The organism is Collinsella aerofaciens, assembly GCF_040915425.1.
In the GTDB taxonomy this organism is placed as follows: domain Bacteria; phylum Actinomycetota; class Coriobacteriia; order Coriobacteriales; family Coriobacteriaceae; genus Collinsella; species Collinsella aerofaciens_BW.
The window spans coordinates 2,868-17,424 of sequence record NZ_JBCPDN010000049.1; the positions used below are offsets into that span (position 1 = coordinate 2,868).

A 14,557-nucleotide genomic window follows, 5' to 3' on the forward strand; every position below is an offset into this window, starting at 1 on the left:
ATTGATAGTCGTCGGATGCGACCGATTCCGGCATCTCCGGCATCCCGGCCTCCTTTCTCGTGCCCGCATTGTGCGATGCGGGTGAGATTCGCGGCCTACCCCGCCCTGGGGTCATGGGGCGGGGGGAAATCGGCACTGGCGGCGATGGGTGTCCGTGCACCCCCGGGGAGGGGCGATGCCCCCGCCATCGGCGGCTCAGCGCCCCAAAAAAAGCAGTGAGGCGCAGCCGAGCAAACGACCGCGCCTCCAGTTAGGCTTTCAACCCCGCCTATTCAGTTGTCTCAAGCACTCAGAACAGCCTCGTGCGCCTTATCTCGACGGGCCTCGCGTCGCCCGGCATGTGCTTGCCCTTCCTCTGGTTGCAGATGCGGTGCGCCGCGTCGAGGTTCGCGTAGTCCAGCACCGCGCCGCCCCTCGCCCTCGGCACCACGTGGTCGGCCTCGAAGCTCCACGGCGTGCCGGGCGGCAGGCTGTAGTCTATGGGCTGGCCGCATATGTGGCACGGCCTGCCCTCGGCGCGGAGCCTCGCCTTGAGCTTGCGCTCGGCGTTGCCGTTGGAGCTCCACGTCATGCCAGGCGCTTCCTCGCGAGGTAGTCCTTCTTCACCGACAGGGTCGGGGTCTCGTCGGTGCTTCCTATCTTGATGGTGATCGCGATGGGCGGCAGCACGAACCTCTCGTCGATGTCCCCCGCCACGTCGTCCGCCATGGACTCCAGCAGGGCCGCGGCGTCGCGGAGCTGTTGCGCAACCCTCTCGCCGGCGCTCATGCGACCATCCCCGCGAGCACCCGCCAGCACCACACGACGGCGGCGACGCACAGCAGCACGAGCGCGGCCATGATGAGGCACCCGATGAGCTTGCCGATGAGCTTGCCGATCTCTTCCATTCCCTCCTATCTCACCCGCACGCCATGCGCACGAGAACGGTCAGAACCACGGCGAGCGCCGCCAGCGGCATCAGCCGCAGAACATGTCGCACGCCGCCTCCTGCATGTCCCTCATGTGGTTCGGTATCCACCCGAGCGCCCACGCGGCGACGAACGCCGGCTCCTCGTCGGCCTCGCCGTCCTCGGCGAAGGCGCGGTCGAACTCGAGCCCGCAGACCCCGTAGTCGCAGCAGCACTCGACCATGTGCCTGCACTCGGCGCAGGTCGGGCCGCGCTCCCCGAAGCGCCTGTCGATGTCGCCATCGAGGCATCCCGGCGGCAGGTTGTAGCCGCTATTCGGCTCATAGCTGGCGTCCAAGACGGGTCACCTCCTCGCACCATGCCTCGCGCTCGTACTGCTCGATGAACCAGTGCGCGTCGTCCTTGATTTCCTCGAGCGGGTCGTCCACGTCCTCCAGCTCGCCGTCCGGCACGTCGATGATGTGGCACTCGGTAATCTCGAATCTCATTTTGCCTCCTTCTTCCTCACGATGTCCCGCGGGTCTTCGCCCATCGCCTCCGCGAGGTTGAGTAGCAGGTTCATCTTCACTTCCCTGCCGTCGCGGATCGCGTGGCTCAGGCTGCTGAGGTTGACGCCGGCGGCGCGCGCCAGCTGCTTGAGCGGGACGTGGTTGTCGACTCTCCAGTGGGCAATCTTCTCGGCATCCAGAACGTATTCGGCCGCCATCACCTGCGCCTCCCCCTCTCGTATGACGGGCAGCAGGCGCGCGCCGCGTCGGCCACGATGGCGCCCGCCGCCCTCTCCACGTCCAGCTCGAACGCGATGCGCGTCCCGTCGCCGTCGCACCTGAACGCGGAGGCCGCGCGCATGGCGCACACGCCGACGTTCTGGTTGGCGGCCGGCGCGTAGGCGAAGCGCGAGCAGGTCGCGCACACCCTCTTATTCATCGAGGACCACCGCCCCGCAGACCGGGCATGAGTACCAGTCGACTGGGAACGCCTCGGAGGTCACTATGAGCACACTGTCCGGCCTGTCGCCGGGCACCAGCACGCGGCACCCGCACTCTGAGCACTTGAATGATTCCTTGGTGTAGTCGGCGACGTTGTGACATGTCGGACGGTCGATTAGGTCTGCAAGGGCCGCGTACGTCTCGTTCTCAACCTCGTGAATGAACTTGCCGTCCACCTCGACGCCGATTGAGTTTGCAATCACGTCGAGTGAATCAACGTGGCGGTATGCCCCGGTCGATGCTTCGCGCAACTCAGCCACCGCTCGCTTGCGCTCCTCGTCGTTAATCATCGTCTCCCCCTTCCGGGTCAATGAGATCAGCGAGCTTATCGAGGACAACATCGAAGTCATGGTAGTCCTCGAAGCCGACCACCACCTCGGCAAGCTCGTCGAAGAACTGCTCCTTGTACTGGATGGAGTGGCCGATGGTCAGGTGTCGCAGGTTCTCAGCCATCTCGCGTCGCTCTTCGCTAGTGAATGTCATCGAAACCAGCTCCAAACATACAGTCGTAGTCGCACTCCCAGGTCTCTCCGTCGCGGCTCATGGTCGCCCCGTACCTCGGAGTACCGCCGGTATCGTCGCCCCAGAAGTGGAAGTGCCATCCAAGGAAGTCGAACTCCTCGTCGTACTCGTCTGCGGCGTACCTCGTGTCGCCGTACTCCTCGTAACCGTCCCACCCGAACCTGCGGGAAAGGGCATCGAACGTGTATATGGTCGGCTTGTCCTCGCCGTCCTCCCACTCGTAGACCTCCGGCCAACCCTGCTTGTAGCACCCGACGCGGACATTGCCGTCGCCCATGACTCCATGGTGCGAGAACTCGAACCACTCGAATCCGTCATGGTGCTTCATGATGTTCGCGTACACGCGGAGTCCAGTAGGCAGGGAACCCTCGTCGGTGTCGTATACGCCTACGTCCTCCTTGTCGGTTCTGCGCTCGCCGTTGAGGTACACGAACGCGCCGTAGTCGCTGTATGCCATGGCTATACCTCCTTCGCCGCCGCCTCGCGGCGCTTTTCATCGGTAATCATTCGTCCACCTTGGATATGGCCAGCGCCACGTATTTCTGGGCAAGGCCCTCGAAGTCGTCGAGGATGTAGTCGATTCGGTAGACTTCACCGTTGAGCGGATGCCTGGCTGCTTCCCCGACGGCGTAGCCTTCGTTCGTGACAACGTCGAATACGATCTCATCGCCGACCTTGTAACCCCGGTCGTTCTTGCGAATCTCGAACGTCTTGGTGCCGTTCAGGACGGCGTCGGCGTATTGCTCTTGAATCTTGAGCCTGTGCGTCGCCATCAGGCCTCACCCCTCAGCTTGCGGATGCGGGATACGATGTCCTCAATCACTTTCGGAGAGCAACCAGTTGTTATATTGCTGAGAGAACAACATTGACAGGTTCCATCCTTGCTGAAGTACGTGCAAGCGGTGCCTTCTGCGACGCATTTGTCCAAGTCCTCTTCCAGCTTCTCCCAGCTGTCGGGTTCGGTGAGGTACATGAGCTCGGCGTCGAGTTTCCTGCCCGCGTCCGTGACCGCGCGCCAGCAGTTCCCCCACTCTTTCTCGAGGTCGGAATCGACCGTGTACACCCAGTACACGATGTTTCGGGCCGTGCCGCCGCTGCCGTACAGCACCTTGGTATCTAGCGGAATCTCTCGACCGTCGGCATCCTTTGGCAGTTGAATCATCATTCCTCCTTATCTGGCGTTATACGCCCTCCATCCCGATCTGCTCGCACCACTGGTTGGCCATCGCCTTTGCGATGCCCGGGAACGTGCGGCTGCGAACCTTGGCGCGTTCGTGTGGCGGCAGATGCCAGGCGTCCGCGTACCATGCCGGCATGGAGTTGCCTGACTTGAAGACCTTGCGCGGCTCAGGCTCGACCTCATCAGCCGGCTTGAGCGGCTCGAGCCCCTTCAGCCACAGGCACGTCTTCTTTTCGAACGGGTCGCCGAACATGTACGGCTGCACGATTTGGTCCGGTTTGCGCCATCTTGTGCTCATACAGCCGACGGGGTTCTCGATTGCGACGTGCGGCGCATCGCACTTGGCGAACGCCATGAAGAACTCGACGGCGGCCTCACGGTTAGCCTTGCGCTCGCGCGCTCTGTCGCCGTACTTCCCCTCGTCGAACCAGCGGTTGCCGGTGACGGTGAGATACGTGCATGGCGGGTGCGCGATCACCAGGTCCCACCTGAGCTTGAGCATCTGGAGAGCGTCGACGTTGAGGTGCATGAGGTCGTGACCCCCCCGCTTCCTCAAGGTCGCAGCTGTAAGCCTCGTGCCCCATCTTCCGGAACTCAAGCGCCACGCGCTGCGACTCCTCGCAGGCGATAAGAACTCGCATCTACGCCACCCTCTTCCTGACGACGGCCACGTCGTACATGCCCTCGAGGTAGCCGACGGCCCTCGCCGCGGCCATGTCTTGCTCGCGGCCGAGCTCATCCCATCCGCTCATCGCGACTCCCAGTAGTTGCACCTGGCGAGCCCCTGCGTGCGGTGCACGAACTCCGGGCGCCGCCCGCACTCGTACTCGGTGCGCTCCACGCCGTGGACGGTGCGCAGCACCGTCGCGCAGCAGTGCAGACAGTTCTCACAGCGCTCCTCCCGGAGTCCGTCCGCATAGATGTCCGGCCTCTCGTTCCCCGTCATCTGTATCCCCTCTTCCCGTACCTTCCGTCGTTCACCATGTTCCTTACGTGGCGCCGCATGTCCTGCGCCGCCTGGTCTCCCTCGGGCGGCAGCTTCCGCCCGCTCGCGCACTCGACGCAGTGGACGCGCCAGCCGCCGCGGTAGCGCTCGAAGTGCCCGAACCCGGGAGGCGTCCACCTGCCGCACTCGCGGCAGTAGCCGCCGTAGACGTTCCTAGCCATTCCCCTGCTCCTTCCTGTAGACGTCGCGGGCCATCGCCTCCGCGAGCTCGCGCATGTCGGTCACCTCGGCGCACTCCGCGCCGAAGAACATGCCCAGCTCGCCCCTCTTGTGCCTGTCGCACCGGTACGCCCGGCAGATCTCGGGCCTCGCGGCGTAGACCGCGCACTCGCGCCCGTCCGTTAGGTACGGGCACAGCAGGTCGTACTCCGCCCTGGGCTCGGCGGGCTCGATTCCGTTCCGGCGCACGTACACCTCGAGGCGCACCCGGTCGAACGGGCTCACGGGCAGGAAGCGCGAGCAGCACTCGCCGCAGCCCCTGCAGTCGCCCGAGTACAGGTCGGTCACGTCGTCGCTCTGGAGCCCGGCGTGGATGGCCGCGGCGATGGCCTTCTCGTCATTCATCGGCCCGCCCTGCCGCTCCTGTCGGGCACGGCGGCCTCTACTCGGCACTCTTGGCCACCTTCTTGTCGTAGATCTTCTTGAGGTCCCGGCGCATGAACCGGGTGAACTCCTCCTCGCCGACGCCGTCCGCCAGCGCCACATATCGCATCGCATCGTGGCACCATTCGTCGAAGTCGAGCAGCCTTCCGCTGAACGCGCTCTTGACGTCCGTGACCTCGGCGTAGGTGAAGCGGGTCAGCATCTCCTCGCGCATGACCTTGTCGGCCAGCGCCTCGATGGGCGTCTTGGGGCGGTTGATAATCCGGCTGTAGCCGTTCGCCCTCTTTGTCATAGCGTCGAGCTGCTTGAACAGCTTGTTGTTCTCGGCCGCGAGGCGCTCGTTGCGGCGCTGCTCGTAGTCAAGCTCGGCGAGCACGTACTGCTCGCAGTTGGTGATCTCCATCGTCATTTCACCTCTCGGATGATCTCGTTTCCGTAACGGTCGGTGATGGCCCAGTAGCCGAACATGTAGAGGTCGGGGCTGTGCGGCGGGTACTCCCTGAGCATCGTGCCGGACCACCATGCCTCCTCGGCCGCCCCGGTGCGCCATACCCACTCGGCCCTGAGGCCGCCGTCGTGGAACTTCCCGTGGCACCCGGTCGTGCCGGAGCCGCACAGGGCGAACAGCGGGCTGCGCAGCTCCCACACCCCGTTTGGCGTGACGAGCCTGAACGTCTTTCCCCACGACCTGCGGGCGACGTGGTGGCAGTTGGAGGCGCGCCTACCGCACACCGCGCACCGGGCCTGCGTCGGCTCGTATGCCGTGTCGTGCGTGTACCTCGCCCCGAGGTGGGGCTTGCCGTACAGCTCGGCGCGCTCCTTCGGCCATCCCCTCAGCAGGCCCGCGTCGAGGATCATGAGAGCCTCCTCTCGCACGCGGCGCGGGCGGCCAGCAGCCTCCGCGCGTCCTGGTACAGCCCGAACTCCGCCCTGCCCGCGGTCGTGCCCCGCGGGGCCTCGACCTTGGCCGGGTCGATGCCCGGGTGCTCGGACGCCCACCTTCGCTCCTGCTCGGCCAGTGCCTCCTCGGGCGTCCTGGTCGGCCTGAACGTCGCGGCCTCGACCTCCGAGGCGGTGGGCTTGCCGCGGCTGCGGGCCTCGGCGTCGAGCTCGCGCTGGCGGCGGTGCCACTGCCGGGCCTGCGGCTGCCAGTCCGAGATAGGCATGCCGTTCGACTTGCGCCAGCCCTGAGACGCGTAGAAGTCGAAGAACGCCTGCGGGTCGCCGTTGAGGCAGTTGACCCCGAAGTACGCGGCGACCTCCTCGGCGGTCGGCGGCTCGAAGCCCTCGGGCGCGGCGCACGCGTCCGCACTGCCCTGCACTGGAATGGCCTGGCTTGGTATGGACTGGTATGGATTGGTATATAAGGAGGGGTTTTCAGGTTCCGAAACCCCCGTTTCGGTAGTTTCCGAAACCCCGAAACCCCCGTTTCCGTTTTCCGAAACCCCCGTTTCCGAGGTTTCCGCATCCTCCGAAACCCCCGTTTCGGCCTTACTGGACTTCGGCGGCCTGCCGCCCTTGTTCTTGTTGCGGGCGGCGAGGCTGTTGTCGATGTCCTCGCGGAGGCTCTCGAACACGGCACTGAGCGCCCAGTCGGCGAACTCCGGCTCGATGCCGTTGGTGCCGTACTGGATGATGGCCCAGCACAGCTCCCCGCGCGGCCCCTCCGGCACGCGCTCGAGGGCGGCGGTGAGCTTCGGGAACCACGTGAACTTGCTTGCCATCAGAACCACCCCCAAAGAAGCGAAGAGAAGAACAGGAAACCCGAGGAGAAGGAGGCGGCGAAAAGGGCCGCCTCCCAGTGGTCACGGATGGTGTCGGGTAAGCGCCCCATCAGAACGGGATGTCCTCGTCGTACACGTCCAGCTGCTGCTGGGCGGGTGCCGGCTGCGGCGCTGCCTGCTGCGGTGCCGGTTGCGGTACCGCCTGCGGGGCCTGCTGGTAGGCCTGCTGGGCGTTCCACTGCGGCGCGGGCTGCTGGGGCGCCGGATGCGGGGCGTACGCCTGCGGCGCGGGCTGCGGCGCCTGTCGGGGCGGGTACGCCTGCTGCTGGTAGCCCTGCGGCGCGTACTGCTGAGGCGCCTGCTGCCCGTTGGGGTTCTGGCTCATGAGGACGACCTCGTCGGGGATGATCTCGACCTTCGAGCGCCTGCCGCCCCCGTTCTTGTCCTCCCAGGAGCTGTAGCGAAGCTTCCCCTCGATGGCGACCTTCATGCCCTTGCGCAGGATGCGCGAGAGCGCCTCGGCGCGGTTGCCGAACATGGTGCAGTCGATGAAATTGGGGTAGTCCTCCCACTCCCCCGTCTGCTGGTTGCGGCGACGGTCGTTGACCGCGACGCCGAAGCCCAGCACCTGCGTGCCGCCCGGCGTGACGCGCAGCTCGGGGTCTCGGGTCAAATTGCCCGACACGACCACTCTGTTGATGCTCATCTGTATGTCTCCTCTCCGCCGCTCGTCCATGTCCTCTGGATGTCGGCGTCTACTGTCTTGATTCGCAGCTTCAGCGCCATGATCGCCTCGCTCGATGCCTTGTAGAGGGCTTCGGCGCAGTCGCGCAGCTGCTTCTTCTCGGCTATCTCCTCGCGCCCCCGGCACAGGTCGCCGATGATAGTCACCGGCGTGCCCTTGGAGCGCTCCTCGAGGATGGCGATGCGCAGCGCCTTGCGGTAGTCCGCCTCGTTCTCGGCGTACTGCTGGCCGGTCCGCCTGAGCGTGTCCAGCTCCGCCATGAGTCGCCCGAACAGCTCCTCGCGCTGCGCGTACATGTCCTGCATGGCCTACAGGACGCGCCACGTCGGCGTGGCGCAGCAGCCGGGGTGCTTTTTGAACTCCTCGTACTGCTCTTTCGACTCGAAGGCGTAGGCCGTGCCGCAGGCCTTGCACTTCGCCGTGAAGCCGCCGCTCTCGGGCGGCTCCTTCTCGGGCTTGTCCGACAGCGCGTCCGGGTCGCTCTGCCCGTCGATGGCGAACAGGCCGCAAAGCGCGTACTTGCGCGCGTAGCTCGACGCCATCCCGGTCACCTGCGCGTCGTCGGAGCCGCTCTTGTGCTCCGCCTCGCGGGCGTAGGCCTTGAACTCCTTCTTCTCGCCGTGCCCGTCCACGAAGAACAGGGTGCACGTGGCCTCGACGTAGTAGCGGTCGCCCACCTTGCAGATGTTGTCGTGGAGCGTGAACGCCACGCCCGCCTCCTTACAGGGCTCCTTGAGCGCGGCGACGATGTCCTCGAACGAGCGGTAGCTGAACTTCGCGAACGCGTTGTAGCGCGCCTTGGGGACGGTCACGGAGCGCTGAACCTTGGCTATCGCCTGGGAGAGCGTCATCTTCTCGTCGTCCATCTAACACACCCCCTTGCACTTGATGGTGCCGGTGATTCCGCGCTCGCGCAGCGCCGCGGCGAGCTGCTCCATCTGCGAGCGCGTGGCGGACGGGATCTCGACCGTCCAAGCGCAGGACAGCTCGGGGCGCGCCGCGACGGCGGGCTCAGCCTGGCGCCTCGGAACGGGACGCGGCGCGGGCCTGGACTCGACCGCCTCGCGCATGGCGGCGATGCGGGCGTCCTCCTCGTCGGCGGCGCGGGCGGCGTTGAGCGCCGAGCCGAGGTCGAGCGTGCGGAACAGCTCGCGCTCGGCGACCTCGTAATGGGCCATGGAGCCGCGCTGGGCCTTGAGCGTGTCCCAGTCGCGGGCGACGGCGGAGACCTTCTCCTCGAGGGCCTTCTTCGCCTTGACCTCGCCGAAGGATTTGTTGAGCCACTTGTCGTCGTGCAGGTGCTCGTAGGGCACGACCGGCGCGAGAAGCTCGGCGAACTCCCTGTAGTGGGCCTCGAGCGCGGCCCTCGCGCCCGCCCTGCGCCTCTCCTCCGCCCCGTCGAGCTGCGCCTTGATGCCGTCCGACGCTCCGTCGATGATGGACGTGATCTCCTTGCAGCGCTTCTCGAAGGCGGCGAGCGGCTTGTTGTACTCGCGCTTCACGGCCTTTCGGCGCTCCTCGATCTCGTTCTTCAGGCCGTTGAGGTAGTGGCGGTCGTTCTTGGCCTCCTTGATGGACTCGTCCTTGGTCAGGTCGTACTTGGCGCCCTCGTAGTCCGCGACCTTCGCGCGGATGCTGTCCTCCATCGCGTCGAAGTTCGCGCTGATGACGGACGGCGAGTACGTGACGACGAGGTCGGGCGCCCCCTGCTCCTCGATGACCTCGGCCACGACCTCCTCGGCCCCGTTCTCCTCGGACATTACCTGACCTCCTCGTTGAGCATCCGGTTGTACTTCCTCTCGGTTAGCGCCTCGTCGATGACCACCGCGTGCTCGACGATCCACTTGGCGAGCCTCTCGCGCGCGTCCATGAACTTGTCGAACGCCTCGTCGGACTTCGTTATGAGCGAGACGGCGAACATCGCCTGCTCCTCCGTGGCGAGCTCGACCAGCTCGGCGAACATCCCCTTGTAGTCCTCCATCACTCGGTCACCTCCCCGTCGTGGCTAACGAACAGGATCTGGGGCTGCTTGCTCTGGATGGACAGCCAGACCTCCTCACCGCTCTTGCGGATGGCGTCGAACGCCGCGCTGTCCTCCGTGTCGACCTCGAACTGCAGGACGGCGACGCCGCCCCGCACGGTGGCCTGCTTGAACTTGGCCTCGATCTCCACCGGTATGTTTGTGCTCTCCATTGCTATTCCTCCCTGTCTGCGCCCGCGAGCATCGCCGCGAACGTCTCCAATGTCATGGTCACGAACTGCTCACCCGGGATGGCGGTGCCTCGGCGCTTCCAGACGACCACGCCGTAGTCCGCCCCGCGGTTCCTGCGCTCGGTTTCCGCCTCGCGCAGCCACTTGGGCAGCTCGTGCCTTCCCTGGTAGTCCTTGCACTCGATCGCGATGCCCCGCCCGGCCACCGACACGCCGCGGATGTCGCCCGTGTCCCTCGAGCCGGTCTTGACCTGCCTGTCGATGTCGGCCCCCAGCCTCCCGGCGAGGTAGTCGGCGACCAGGCGCTCGAACCTCGTGCCCGCGTCCTTGGCGGTCCTCCTGCTCCTACTCATCGACGAACCCGTCGCTCTTGGAGCGGTGCTTGTTGAATGCGTGCCTCAGGTGCGGGTAGCGCGCCTCCATGATGCGGGCGAGGCTCGGCGCGAGGCCGTTCTTCACGCCCACGTGCAGCTCGTTGCGCACCATGTGGATGAGGTAGTTGATCGAGACGTAGCCCTTGCGGTTGAGGCGGGTGGCCTGCTCGACCATGAAGCCCCACGCCCGCGGGTGCTCGCCTATCCATGCGCGCGCCTCGGCCATGTCCTGCTCGCCGTCCGCGCCGAGGCCGAATATCTCGAGCTGGTTGCTCATCGGCTTCTGGCGGTACCTCTCGTCGTTACGCATTGACGGCCCCCGCAGCGCATGCGGCCTTGGCGGCCTGGACCGCGCCGTCCATCGTCGGGAGGACGAAGACGGTCAGGACCACAGCGAACAGGACCGCGGCGGCGATGAAGCCGACCATGGCCCCCGCCCTGAACGCATCGGAGTCCAGCTGCTCGCGGACGGTCGGTCGGTATGACTTGGGTGCTATGATGGTCTGAGCCTCATGTCTGGGGCTGTTTCGGCGAGTGCTCACAAGTTGGTAGCTGGGGGCGCTCGCTTCTTTGTATGTGTACATCTTGTGTTCCCTTCTGATGTTTCCGCAGGTCAGGGCTAGGGTGCTTTTTAGGGTCTTTATTTTTGGGACTTTTTCGCGCGGCTCTTGGCGCTGTAGCACCTCTGCCGCTCGCGGTCGTTCCGCTTGGACCTCGCCGCCTCCTCGCGCATCGCGCTGGCCTGCTCCCTGAGGTCTGCCACGTGGCTCTCCTTAGTGCACTCCGCGCACCATCCGTTCGCCTTGTTCAGCGGCTTGAACGTCATGCGCCCGCACTTCGGGCACATCCAGCGCTGCCGGAGCGATATGCCGCACTTCCGCGCCTGGAGCTTCACGGCCTCGGTAGTCCGCCCCAGCGCCTTGGCTATCTCCTTGGCTCCGTCGCCGGCGTGCTCCCTCAGGTACCGGATCTCACGTGTCGACCATGGCCTCACTGTCTCCTGCTCCCCTCCTTCCTCTCCCATTCCCGGTACGCCGCCCGGAGCGTCGAGCACATGGTGTCGAGCGCTATCTCGCGCGGGGTCTTGGGCTTCTCATCGTGTTCTTTGGCGTCCATTTAGGACACCGTCCGGTTGTCGGTAAGACCGAGTAGGTAGTCAGCCGAACACTTAAACAGGCGAGTCATCGCCACCAGTTTCGAGCCGGGGATCTCTCCTCCATTCTCATAACTGGCGACAGTAGCTCGACTCTTGAGGCCGATCTTCTCTGCCAGGTCCTCTTGACTGAGACCAATGCGGACACGTTCGCTAGCAATGGGATTCATTTGCACCTCCATTTCACTATTTGTGAACTTCACAATACGTGAATATAGATTAGTGCTCAGCTGTTTGCAAGCATGATTTCACTATTTGTAAATCTTTTTGTACAATATGCTCACGCTTAGAAACAGGAGGTAACCGTGGGCATGAAGTTTCGCCTCAAAGAAACGAGGCTCAAATACAAGAAGAAGCAGCCAGAGGTTGCCAGCGCACTCGGCATCGGCGTACCCATGTACTCGATGATTGAAAACGGGCAGCGCGAGATAAATGGAACGAAGCTTGTGAAGCTCGCCAGATTCTATGGGTGCTCTGTCGATGAGTTGCTTGGGACTGGTTCGTGGGACGAGGGGGAATGACCTATGGGTCTGTTCGGTGACATTGCGAGAGCCGCCGCTAACGCCGCTCTCAGCACGGCGAAAGATATGATAGGGGACGCTGCTGCCGCTAAGATTGGCCAGCAGGTTGGCGTTGGCAAGTCCATATCGTTTCGCGGTGAGTGTGAGCGACCCGTATACGTCTATTACGGCGAGCCGTTGAGGAAGATTCGTAAAGGTGATGTGTTCGATGCCGAGGTCGTGACGAAGCCAATGCGGCTGAGAAGCGAGCTCACGGGTGGCGTATGGGACACCACGGACGACGGCTTCGCGCTCGCATACAAAGGAAAGGTGTTTGGGGCAGCGTCGGCTCTCGGAAACACGATCAAGGACATTACGGAGCTCGGATACAGGATCACTGTGTCGTGCAGAATGACGGGATGGTACGCCAAGGGAATCCCGACCGTCGTCATGATGATCGACGAGCCCGAGGAGATATTCGCGTGGCTCGATGCCTGCAAAGGCCTTGGGCGCGACGTCAGCTTCGAGGAAAGGCATTCCCCCGAATGCGAGTCGGCCGCCTTATCGGAACGCACCAGGCTTGAGCTGTCGAAGGCGTGCGGGCGAGAACTGCCGGTGGGCGTGGACGGAGACTGTGTCTACATCGAGGATGACAAGTGGGCCGGCATGAGAAAAAGCGGGGTATTTCCGGTCGAGGTCTCCACGGAGCTGATCCCGACTCCTCGCGGGTCAACGGCGAAACCGCATGTCGCCGTCTTTGTGGATGGGTCGATGGCAGCCGATGTCAGCGCGAGGTGCGTGCACTACAAGACCCTCGCCGAGCATGCCGGCGAACGCCCCTATTTCGCCTGCTGCCAAAAGCGAGAAGGTCACGATGGCTCTCCCATATGGAGGGTGACCGTTGTCTATCTCGGAAGATAAAAGAGCCCCGTCGGCAGCGCCGGTACCGCTATAGCCGACAGGGCATCCAACCAGTACACCCATGCAAACTCAACTTGAAGGAAGGGTGACATCCACATTATGCCAAAGAAGGCAGTGATATACGCGAGATTCTCGTGCAACAGGCAGCGCGAGGCCTCGATCGAGGACCAGCTGCGCGTCTGCCGCGAGTGGTGCGCGCGCGAGGGCTACGAGGTCGCGGCGGAGTACTGCGACCGCGCCGTGTCGGGGCGCACCGACGACCGCCCCGAGTTCCAGCGGATGATAGCCAACGCCGGAGAGAGCGAGATCGTCCTCGTCTACATGATGGACCGCTTCAGCCGCGGCGAGTACGACGCGCCGATATACAAGCGCGAGCTCGCCACGCACGGCGTCAAGCTGGTCTCGGCGCTCGAGCAGATACCCGACAGCCCGGAGGGCATCATCTACGAGAAGCTGCTCGAGGGGCTCGCCGCCTGCGAATCGAGGAAGACAGCGATACGCACCAAGCGCGGCATGGAGGGCAACGCCCTAAAGTGCAAGACCAACGGCGTGCGCATCTTCGGCTACCGCAGGAACGAGGACGACGAGTACGAGGTCGACGAGGCGCAGGCGGCGTGGGTGCGCGAGGCCTTCGCGCTGAGGCTTGAGCGCATGTCCATGAACGCGATAGCGCGCGAGTTCGCGCGGCGCGGCCTCAGGACGCGCAAGGGCAACCCGTGCGGCCAGGCGATGGTGCAGCAGATGCTGCGCGACCGAAGGTACACGGGCAGATACGAGTGGGGAGGCATCGTCCGCGAGGGCGGGATGCCGGCGATAGTGGACGAGGTGACGTTCATGGAGGTCCAGGGAATCAAGTGCCGCAAGCAGCGCTCGAGCGAGAGCTGGGGCGACTTCGCCCTCGCGGGGGCGGCGCTGTGCGCGGAATGCGGCAGGAACCTGCAGGGCGTGAGCGGCAGGGGCCGCAACAACGTGAAGTACGAGTACTACAGCTGCCCGGGGTCATGCGTCCGCAACATCAGGCGCGAGGAGCTCGAGGGCTCCATAGCCTCGGCGCTGCGTGGGCTGCTCGGCGACCGCGGCGAGGCGCTGCAGATAGCCAACATGGTAGCGGAGCGCGCGGACACGGCCGAGGTGCGGGCTCGCCGCAGGCAGGCGGAGGACTCGCTCAGGGCCGCCGAGAGGGGCCTGAGGAACATCCTCAACGCCATCGAGCAGGGCGTGATAGCGCCGGGCGTGAACGAGCGCATAGCCGAGCTGGAAGAGCAGCAGGCGCGAGCGAGGTACGACCTCGAGGCCATCACGGACGAGCGGATAGACCCGGAGCGCTTCGCCGACTTCCTGCAGTGCGGGACGGCGCTCGACGACGCGACGCTGCTGAAGGCGTTCGTGTGGCAGGCTGTCGTCTCGGAGGACGAGATACTGGTCACGCTGAACTACCATAAAAAGGGCGAACCCGCCAGATTGGACATCCAGCGGGTTCGAGCAAAATTGGAATGGTGCCCCATGTTGGATTCGAACCAACGGCCTTCTGCTCCGGAGGCAGACGCTCTAATCCCCTGAGCTAATAGGGCCAACGTTTGGTATTATACCCAAGTGCACCACGGGCTATCAAAATAAAAGAAAAAGCTTTGCAATTCCGAGGAAGACCTTGATTATCGACTTTATCCGAACACCTCCCACATTCATCCGTACATGTACGGATGAATGTGGGAACCCGATAC

34 protein-coding genes, 1 tRNA gene and 1 pseudogene are annotated in these 14,557 nt (G+C 64.4%); 3 read left to right on the forward strand and 33 right to left on the reverse strand.

Features of this window, described 5'->3' with window-relative positions; genetic code table 11:
* Window positions 1–289: 289 nt before the first annotated feature.
* The 31 genes from AB5164_RS07385 to AB5164_RS07535 all read right to left on the reverse strand — a co-directional run bounded on the left by AB5164_RS07385 (window position 290) and on the right by AB5164_RS07535 (window position 11,585).
* A complete protein-coding gene (locus AB5164_RS07385; RefSeq protein WP_118205783.1) occupies window positions 290–571 on the reverse strand; it encodes an HNH endonuclease in 282 nt (93 codons plus the stop codon).
* Window positions 568–768 (reverse strand): hypothetical protein, encoded by a 201-nt coding sequence (locus AB5164_RS07390; protein WP_368142589.1) that lies wholly within the window; start codon window positions 766–768, stop codon window positions 568–570. Before AB5164_RS07390 ends, AB5164_RS07385 begins: the two co-directional genes overlap by 4 nt.
* The gene (locus AB5164_RS07395) at window positions 765–887 is read right to left on the reverse strand and encodes a hypothetical protein (protein WP_368142590.1); all 123 of its coding nucleotides are present in this window, start codon (window positions 885–887) and stop codon (window positions 765–767) included. Before AB5164_RS07395 ends, AB5164_RS07390 begins: the two co-directional genes overlap by 4 nt.
* A 70-nt stretch (window positions 888–957) precedes the next feature.
* Window positions 958–1,245, reverse strand: coding sequence for a hypothetical protein (locus AB5164_RS07400; protein WP_368142591.1), 288 nt, complete (start codon window positions 1,243–1,245; stop codon window positions 958–960).
* The gene (locus tag AB5164_RS07405) at window positions 1,229–1,396 is read right to left on the reverse strand and encodes a hypothetical protein (protein ID WP_368142592.1); all 168 of its coding nucleotides are present in this window, start codon (window positions 1,394–1,396) and stop codon (window positions 1,229–1,231) included. The genes AB5164_RS07400 and AB5164_RS07405 overlap by 17 nt, the downstream gene beginning before the upstream one ends.
* Window positions 1,393–1,614, reverse strand: coding sequence for a helix-turn-helix domain-containing protein (locus AB5164_RS07410; protein WP_368142593.1), 222 nt, complete (start codon window positions 1,612–1,614; stop codon window positions 1,393–1,395). The genes AB5164_RS07405 and AB5164_RS07410 overlap by 4 nt, the downstream gene beginning before the upstream one ends.
* On the reverse strand, window positions 1,614–1,835 hold the full coding sequence (locus AB5164_RS07415) for a hypothetical protein (RefSeq protein WP_368142594.1): 222 nt from the start codon (window positions 1,833–1,835) through the stop codon (window positions 1,614–1,616). The genes AB5164_RS07410 and AB5164_RS07415 overlap by 1 nt, the downstream gene beginning before the upstream one ends.
* On the reverse strand, window positions 1,828–2,187 hold the full coding sequence (locus AB5164_RS07420) for a hypothetical protein (RefSeq protein ID WP_368142595.1): 360 nt from the start codon (window positions 2,185–2,187) through the stop codon (window positions 1,828–1,830). Before AB5164_RS07420 ends, AB5164_RS07415 begins: the two co-directional genes overlap by 8 nt.
* The gene (locus tag AB5164_RS07425; RefSeq protein ID WP_195234066.1) at window positions 2,180–2,350 is read right to left on the reverse strand and encodes a hypothetical protein; all 171 of its coding nucleotides are present in this window, start codon (window positions 2,348–2,350) and stop codon (window positions 2,180–2,182) included. Before AB5164_RS07425 ends, AB5164_RS07420 begins: the two co-directional genes overlap by 8 nt.
* Before the next feature lie 16 nt (window positions 2,351–2,366).
* Complete coding sequence (locus AB5164_RS07430; RefSeq protein WP_368135007.1) at window positions 2,367–2,876, reverse strand: hypothetical protein; 510 nt, start codon at window positions 2,874–2,876, stop codon at window positions 2,367–2,369.
* 46 nt (window positions 2,877–2,922) lie between these two features.
* Window positions 2,923–3,192, reverse strand: a complete 270-nt coding sequence (locus AB5164_RS07435) for a DUF3850 domain-containing protein (RefSeq protein ID WP_195234062.1) — start codon at window positions 3,190–3,192, stop codon at window positions 2,923–2,925.
* Window positions 3,192–3,584 carry a hypothetical protein gene (locus tag AB5164_RS07440; protein WP_368147933.1) on the reverse strand — a complete coding sequence of 131 codons (393 nt, stop codon included), beginning with the start codon at window positions 3,582–3,584 and terminating at the stop codon, window positions 3,192–3,194. Before AB5164_RS07440 ends, AB5164_RS07435 begins: the two co-directional genes overlap by 1 nt.
* A 16-nt stretch (window positions 3,585–3,600) precedes the next feature.
* Window positions 3,601–4,128 (reverse strand): hypothetical protein, encoded by a 528-nt coding sequence (locus AB5164_RS07445; RefSeq protein ID WP_368142597.1) that lies wholly within the window; start codon window positions 4,126–4,128, stop codon window positions 3,601–3,603.
* A 112-nt stretch (window positions 4,129–4,240) separates the two neighbouring features.
* The gene (locus AB5164_RS07450) at window positions 4,241–4,372 is read right to left on the reverse strand and encodes a hypothetical protein (protein ID WP_368147934.1); all 132 of its coding nucleotides are present in this window, start codon (window positions 4,370–4,372) and stop codon (window positions 4,241–4,243) included.
* A gap of 169 nt (window positions 4,373–4,541) precedes the next feature.
* Window positions 4,542–4,766 carry a hypothetical protein gene (locus tag AB5164_RS07455; RefSeq protein WP_161160813.1) on the reverse strand — a complete coding sequence of 75 codons (225 nt, stop codon included), beginning with the start codon at window positions 4,764–4,766 and terminating at the stop codon, window positions 4,542–4,544.
* Window positions 4,759–5,169: a YkgJ family cysteine cluster protein gene (locus AB5164_RS07460; RefSeq protein WP_368147936.1), complete on the reverse strand. Its 411-nt coding sequence runs from the start codon at window positions 5,167–5,169 to the stop codon at window positions 4,759–4,761. The genes AB5164_RS07455 and AB5164_RS07460 overlap by 8 nt, the downstream gene beginning before the upstream one ends.
* Before the next feature lie 37 nt (window positions 5,170–5,206).
* Window positions 5,207–5,617: a hypothetical protein gene (locus AB5164_RS07465; protein WP_368147937.1), complete on the reverse strand. Its 411-nt coding sequence runs from the start codon at window positions 5,615–5,617 to the stop codon at window positions 5,207–5,209.
* Window positions 5,614–6,066, reverse strand: coding sequence for a hypothetical protein (locus AB5164_RS07470; RefSeq protein WP_271759499.1), 453 nt, complete (start codon window positions 6,064–6,066; stop codon window positions 5,614–5,616). Before AB5164_RS07470 ends, AB5164_RS07465 begins: the two co-directional genes overlap by 4 nt.
* On the reverse strand, window positions 6,063–6,932 hold the full coding sequence (locus AB5164_RS07475) for a DUF6291 domain-containing protein (RefSeq protein ID WP_368142601.1): 870 nt from the start codon (window positions 6,930–6,932) through the stop codon (window positions 6,063–6,065). The genes AB5164_RS07470 and AB5164_RS07475 overlap by 4 nt, the downstream gene beginning before the upstream one ends.
* 109 nt (window positions 6,933–7,041) lie before the next feature.
* Window positions 7,042–7,638, reverse strand: a complete 597-nt coding sequence (locus AB5164_RS07480; protein ID WP_195234045.1) for a single-stranded DNA-binding protein — start codon at window positions 7,636–7,638, stop codon at window positions 7,042–7,044.
* Window positions 7,635–7,982 carry a hypothetical protein gene (locus tag AB5164_RS07485; protein ID WP_271759502.1) on the reverse strand — a complete coding sequence of 116 codons (348 nt, stop codon included), beginning with the start codon at window positions 7,980–7,982 and terminating at the stop codon, window positions 7,635–7,637. The genes AB5164_RS07480 and AB5164_RS07485 overlap by 4 nt, the downstream gene beginning before the upstream one ends.
* A 3-nt stretch (window positions 7,983–7,985) precedes the next feature.
* Complete coding sequence (locus AB5164_RS07490; protein WP_368147939.1) at window positions 7,986–8,543, reverse strand: ERF family protein; 558 nt, start codon at window positions 8,541–8,543, stop codon at window positions 7,986–7,988.
* Complete coding sequence (locus AB5164_RS07495; RefSeq protein ID WP_368142602.1) at window positions 8,544–9,437, reverse strand: DUF1351 domain-containing protein; 894 nt, start codon at window positions 9,435–9,437, stop codon at window positions 8,544–8,546. It abuts the gene before it with no gap.
* Window positions 9,437–9,658, reverse strand: a complete 222-nt coding sequence (locus AB5164_RS07500) for a hypothetical protein (protein ID WP_368142603.1) — start codon at window positions 9,656–9,658, stop codon at window positions 9,437–9,439. The genes AB5164_RS07495 and AB5164_RS07500 overlap by 1 nt, the downstream gene beginning before the upstream one ends.
* Window positions 9,658–9,870, reverse strand: a complete 213-nt coding sequence (locus tag AB5164_RS07505) for a hypothetical protein (protein ID WP_368142604.1) — start codon at window positions 9,868–9,870, stop codon at window positions 9,658–9,660. Before AB5164_RS07505 ends, AB5164_RS07500 begins: the two co-directional genes overlap by 1 nt.
* Before the next feature lie 2 nt (window positions 9,871–9,872).
* The gene (locus AB5164_RS07510; RefSeq protein ID WP_368142605.1) at window positions 9,873–10,241 is read right to left on the reverse strand and encodes a hypothetical protein; all 369 of its coding nucleotides are present in this window, start codon (window positions 10,239–10,241) and stop codon (window positions 9,873–9,875) included.
* Window positions 10,234–10,572, reverse strand: a complete 339-nt coding sequence (locus AB5164_RS07515) for a hypothetical protein (RefSeq protein ID WP_368142606.1) — start codon at window positions 10,570–10,572, stop codon at window positions 10,234–10,236. The genes AB5164_RS07510 and AB5164_RS07515 overlap by 8 nt, the downstream gene beginning before the upstream one ends.
* Window positions 10,565–10,690: a hypothetical protein gene (locus AB5164_RS07520; RefSeq protein ID WP_368142607.1), complete on the reverse strand. Its 126-nt coding sequence runs from the start codon at window positions 10,688–10,690 to the stop codon at window positions 10,565–10,567. Before AB5164_RS07520 ends, AB5164_RS07515 begins: the two co-directional genes overlap by 8 nt.
* Window positions 10,691–10,902: 212 nt before the next feature.
* Entirely contained in the window at window positions 10,903–11,286 is a 384-nt protein-coding gene (locus AB5164_RS07525) for a hypothetical protein (protein ID WP_368142608.1), read from the reverse strand.
* Window positions 11,253–11,378, reverse strand: coding sequence for a hypothetical protein (locus tag AB5164_RS07530; protein WP_368142609.1), 126 nt, complete (start codon window positions 11,376–11,378; stop codon window positions 11,253–11,255). The genes AB5164_RS07525 and AB5164_RS07530 overlap by 34 nt, the downstream gene beginning before the upstream one ends.
* Entirely contained in the window at window positions 11,379–11,585 is a 207-nt protein-coding gene (locus AB5164_RS07535; protein WP_195234029.1) for a helix-turn-helix transcriptional regulator, read from the reverse strand.
* Between the two features lie 141 nt (window positions 11,586–11,726).
* Here AB5164_RS07535 and AB5164_RS07540 point away from each other — a divergent pair, with 141 nt between their 5' ends.
* The 3 genes and pseudogenes from AB5164_RS07540 to AB5164_RS07550 all read left to right on the forward strand — a co-directional run.
* Window positions 11,727–11,936 carry a helix-turn-helix domain-containing protein gene (locus tag AB5164_RS07540; protein WP_229028311.1) on the forward strand — a complete coding sequence of 70 codons (210 nt, stop codon included), beginning with the start codon at window positions 11,727–11,729 and terminating at the stop codon, window positions 11,934–11,936.
* 3 nt (window positions 11,937–11,939) lie between these two features.
* Window positions 11,940–12,836 (forward strand): hypothetical protein, encoded by an 897-nt coding sequence (locus AB5164_RS07545; protein ID WP_368142610.1) that lies wholly within the window; start codon window positions 11,940–11,942, stop codon window positions 12,834–12,836.
* A gap of 99 nt (window positions 12,837–12,935) precedes the next feature.
* Window positions 12,936–13,676: pseudogene (locus AB5164_RS07550) on the forward strand (recombinase family protein); the annotation flags it as partial.
* Window positions 13,677–13,835: 159 nt separating this feature from the next.
* Here the strand turns inward: AB5164_RS07550 and AB5164_RS07555 are convergent.
* On the reverse strand, window positions 13,836–14,276 hold the full coding sequence (locus AB5164_RS07555; protein ID WP_368142611.1) for a hypothetical protein: 441 nt from the start codon (window positions 14,274–14,276) through the stop codon (window positions 13,836–13,838).
* 54 nt (window positions 14,277–14,330) lie between these two features.
* Window positions 14,331–14,407: transfer RNA gene (locus AB5164_RS07560), tRNA-Arg, on the reverse strand.
* Window positions 14,408–14,557: the final 150 nt, after the last annotated feature.

Coding starts and splice junctions, on each gene's coding strand:
- AB5164_RS07525 (WP_368142608.1), bottom strand. CDS start 11,286: ATGGGAGAGGAAGGAGGGGAGCAGGAGACAGTGAGGCCATGGTCGACA.
- AB5164_RS07445 (WP_368142597.1), bottom strand. CDS start 4,128: ATGCACCTCAACGTCGACGCTCTCCAGATGCTCAAGCTCAGGTGGGAC.
- AB5164_RS07485 (WP_271759502.1), bottom strand. CDS start 7,982: ATGCAGGACATGTACGCGCAGCGCGAGGAGCTGTTCGGGCGACTCATG.
- AB5164_RS07505 (WP_368142604.1), bottom strand. CDS start 9,870: ATGGAGAGCACAAACATACCGGTGGAGATCGAGGCCAAGTTCAAGCAG.
- AB5164_RS07530 (WP_368142609.1), bottom strand. CDS start 11,378: ATGGACGCCAAAGAACACGATGAGAAGCCCAAGACCCCGCGCGAGATA.
- AB5164_RS07490 (WP_368147939.1), bottom strand. CDS start 8,543: ATGGACGACGAGAAGATGACGCTCTCCCAGGCGATAGCCAAGGTTCAG.
- AB5164_RS07510 (WP_368142605.1), bottom strand. CDS start 10,241: ATGAGTAGGAGCAGGAGGACCGCCAAGGACGCGGGCACGAGGTTCGAG.
- AB5164_RS07475 (WP_368142601.1), bottom strand. CDS start 6,932: ATGGCAAGCAAGTTCACGTGGTTCCCGAAGCTCACCGCCGCCCTCGAG.
- AB5164_RS07515 (WP_368142606.1), bottom strand. CDS start 10,572: ATGCGTAACGACGAGAGGTACCGCCAGAAGCCGATGAGCAACCAGCTC.
- AB5164_RS07545 (WP_368142610.1), top strand. CDS start 11,940: ATGGGTCTGTTCGGTGACATTGCGAGAGCCGCCGCTAACGCCGCTCTC.
- AB5164_RS07390 (WP_368142589.1), bottom strand. CDS start 768: ATGAGCGCCGGCGAGAGGGTTGCGCAACAGCTCCGCGACGCCGCGGCC.
- AB5164_RS07435 (WP_195234062.1), bottom strand. CDS start 3,192: ATGGCGACGCACAGGCTCAAGATTCAAGAGCAATACGCCGACGCCGTC.
- AB5164_RS07500 (WP_368142603.1), bottom strand. CDS start 9,658: ATGGAGGACTACAAGGGGATGTTCGCCGAGCTGGTCGAGCTCGCCACG.
- AB5164_RS07430 (WP_368135007.1), bottom strand. CDS start 2,876: ATGGCATACAGCGACTACGGCGCGTTCGTGTACCTCAACGGCGAGCGC.
- AB5164_RS07480 (WP_195234045.1), bottom strand. CDS start 7,638: ATGAGCATCAACAGAGTGGTCGTGTCGGGCAATTTGACCCGAGACCCC.
- AB5164_RS07440 (WP_368147933.1), bottom strand. CDS start 3,584: ATGATGATTCAACTGCCAAAGGATGCCGACGGTCGAGAGATTCCGCTA.
- AB5164_RS07385 (WP_118205783.1), bottom strand. CDS start 571: ATGACGTGGAGCTCCAACGGCAACGCCGAGCGCAAGCTCAAGGCGAGG.
- AB5164_RS07470 (WP_271759499.1), bottom strand. CDS start 6,066: ATGATCCTCGACGCGGGCCTGCTGAGGGGATGGCCGAAGGAGCGCGCC.
- AB5164_RS07555 (WP_368142611.1), bottom strand. CDS start 14,276: ATGGTAGTTCAGCGTGACCAGTATCTCGTCCTCCGAGACGACAGCCTG.
- AB5164_RS07495 (WP_368142602.1), bottom strand. CDS start 9,437: ATGTCCGAGGAGAACGGGGCCGAGGAGGTCGTGGCCGAGGTCATCGAG.
- AB5164_RS07460 (WP_368147936.1), bottom strand. CDS start 5,169: ATGAATGACGAGAAGGCCATCGCCGCGGCCATCCACGCCGGGCTCCAG.
- AB5164_RS07465 (WP_368147937.1), bottom strand. CDS start 5,617: ATGACGATGGAGATCACCAACTGCGAGCAGTACGTGCTCGCCGAGCTT.
- AB5164_RS07520 (WP_368142607.1), bottom strand. CDS start 10,690: ATGGTCGGCTTCATCGCCGCCGCGGTCCTGTTCGCTGTGGTCCTGACC.
- AB5164_RS07425 (WP_195234066.1), bottom strand. CDS start 2,350: ATGGCTGAGAACCTGCGACACCTGACCATCGGCCACTCCATCCAGTAC.
- AB5164_RS07535 (WP_195234029.1), bottom strand. CDS start 11,585: ATGAATCCCATTGCTAGCGAACGTGTCCGCATTGGTCTCAGTCAAGAG.
- AB5164_RS07455 (WP_161160813.1), bottom strand. CDS start 4,766: ATGGCTAGGAACGTCTACGGCGGCTACTGCCGCGAGTGCGGCAGGTGG.
- AB5164_RS07395 (WP_368142590.1), bottom strand. CDS start 887: ATGGAAGAGATCGGCAAGCTCATCGGCAAGCTCATCGGGTGCCTCATC.
- AB5164_RS07410 (WP_368142593.1), bottom strand. CDS start 1,614: ATGGCGGCCGAATACGTTCTGGATGCCGAGAAGATTGCCCACTGGAGA.
- AB5164_RS07405 (WP_368142592.1), bottom strand. CDS start 1,396: ATGAGATTCGAGATTACCGAGTGCCACATCATCGACGTGCCGGACGGC.
- AB5164_RS07420 (WP_368142595.1), bottom strand. CDS start 2,187: ATGATTAACGACGAGGAGCGCAAGCGAGCGGTGGCTGAGTTGCGCGAA.
- AB5164_RS07415 (WP_368142594.1), bottom strand. CDS start 1,835: ATGAATAAGAGGGTGTGCGCGACCTGCTCGCGCTTCGCCTACGCGCCG.
- AB5164_RS07540 (WP_229028311.1), top strand. CDS start 11,727: ATGAAGTTTCGCCTCAAAGAAACGAGGCTCAAATACAAGAAGAAGCAG.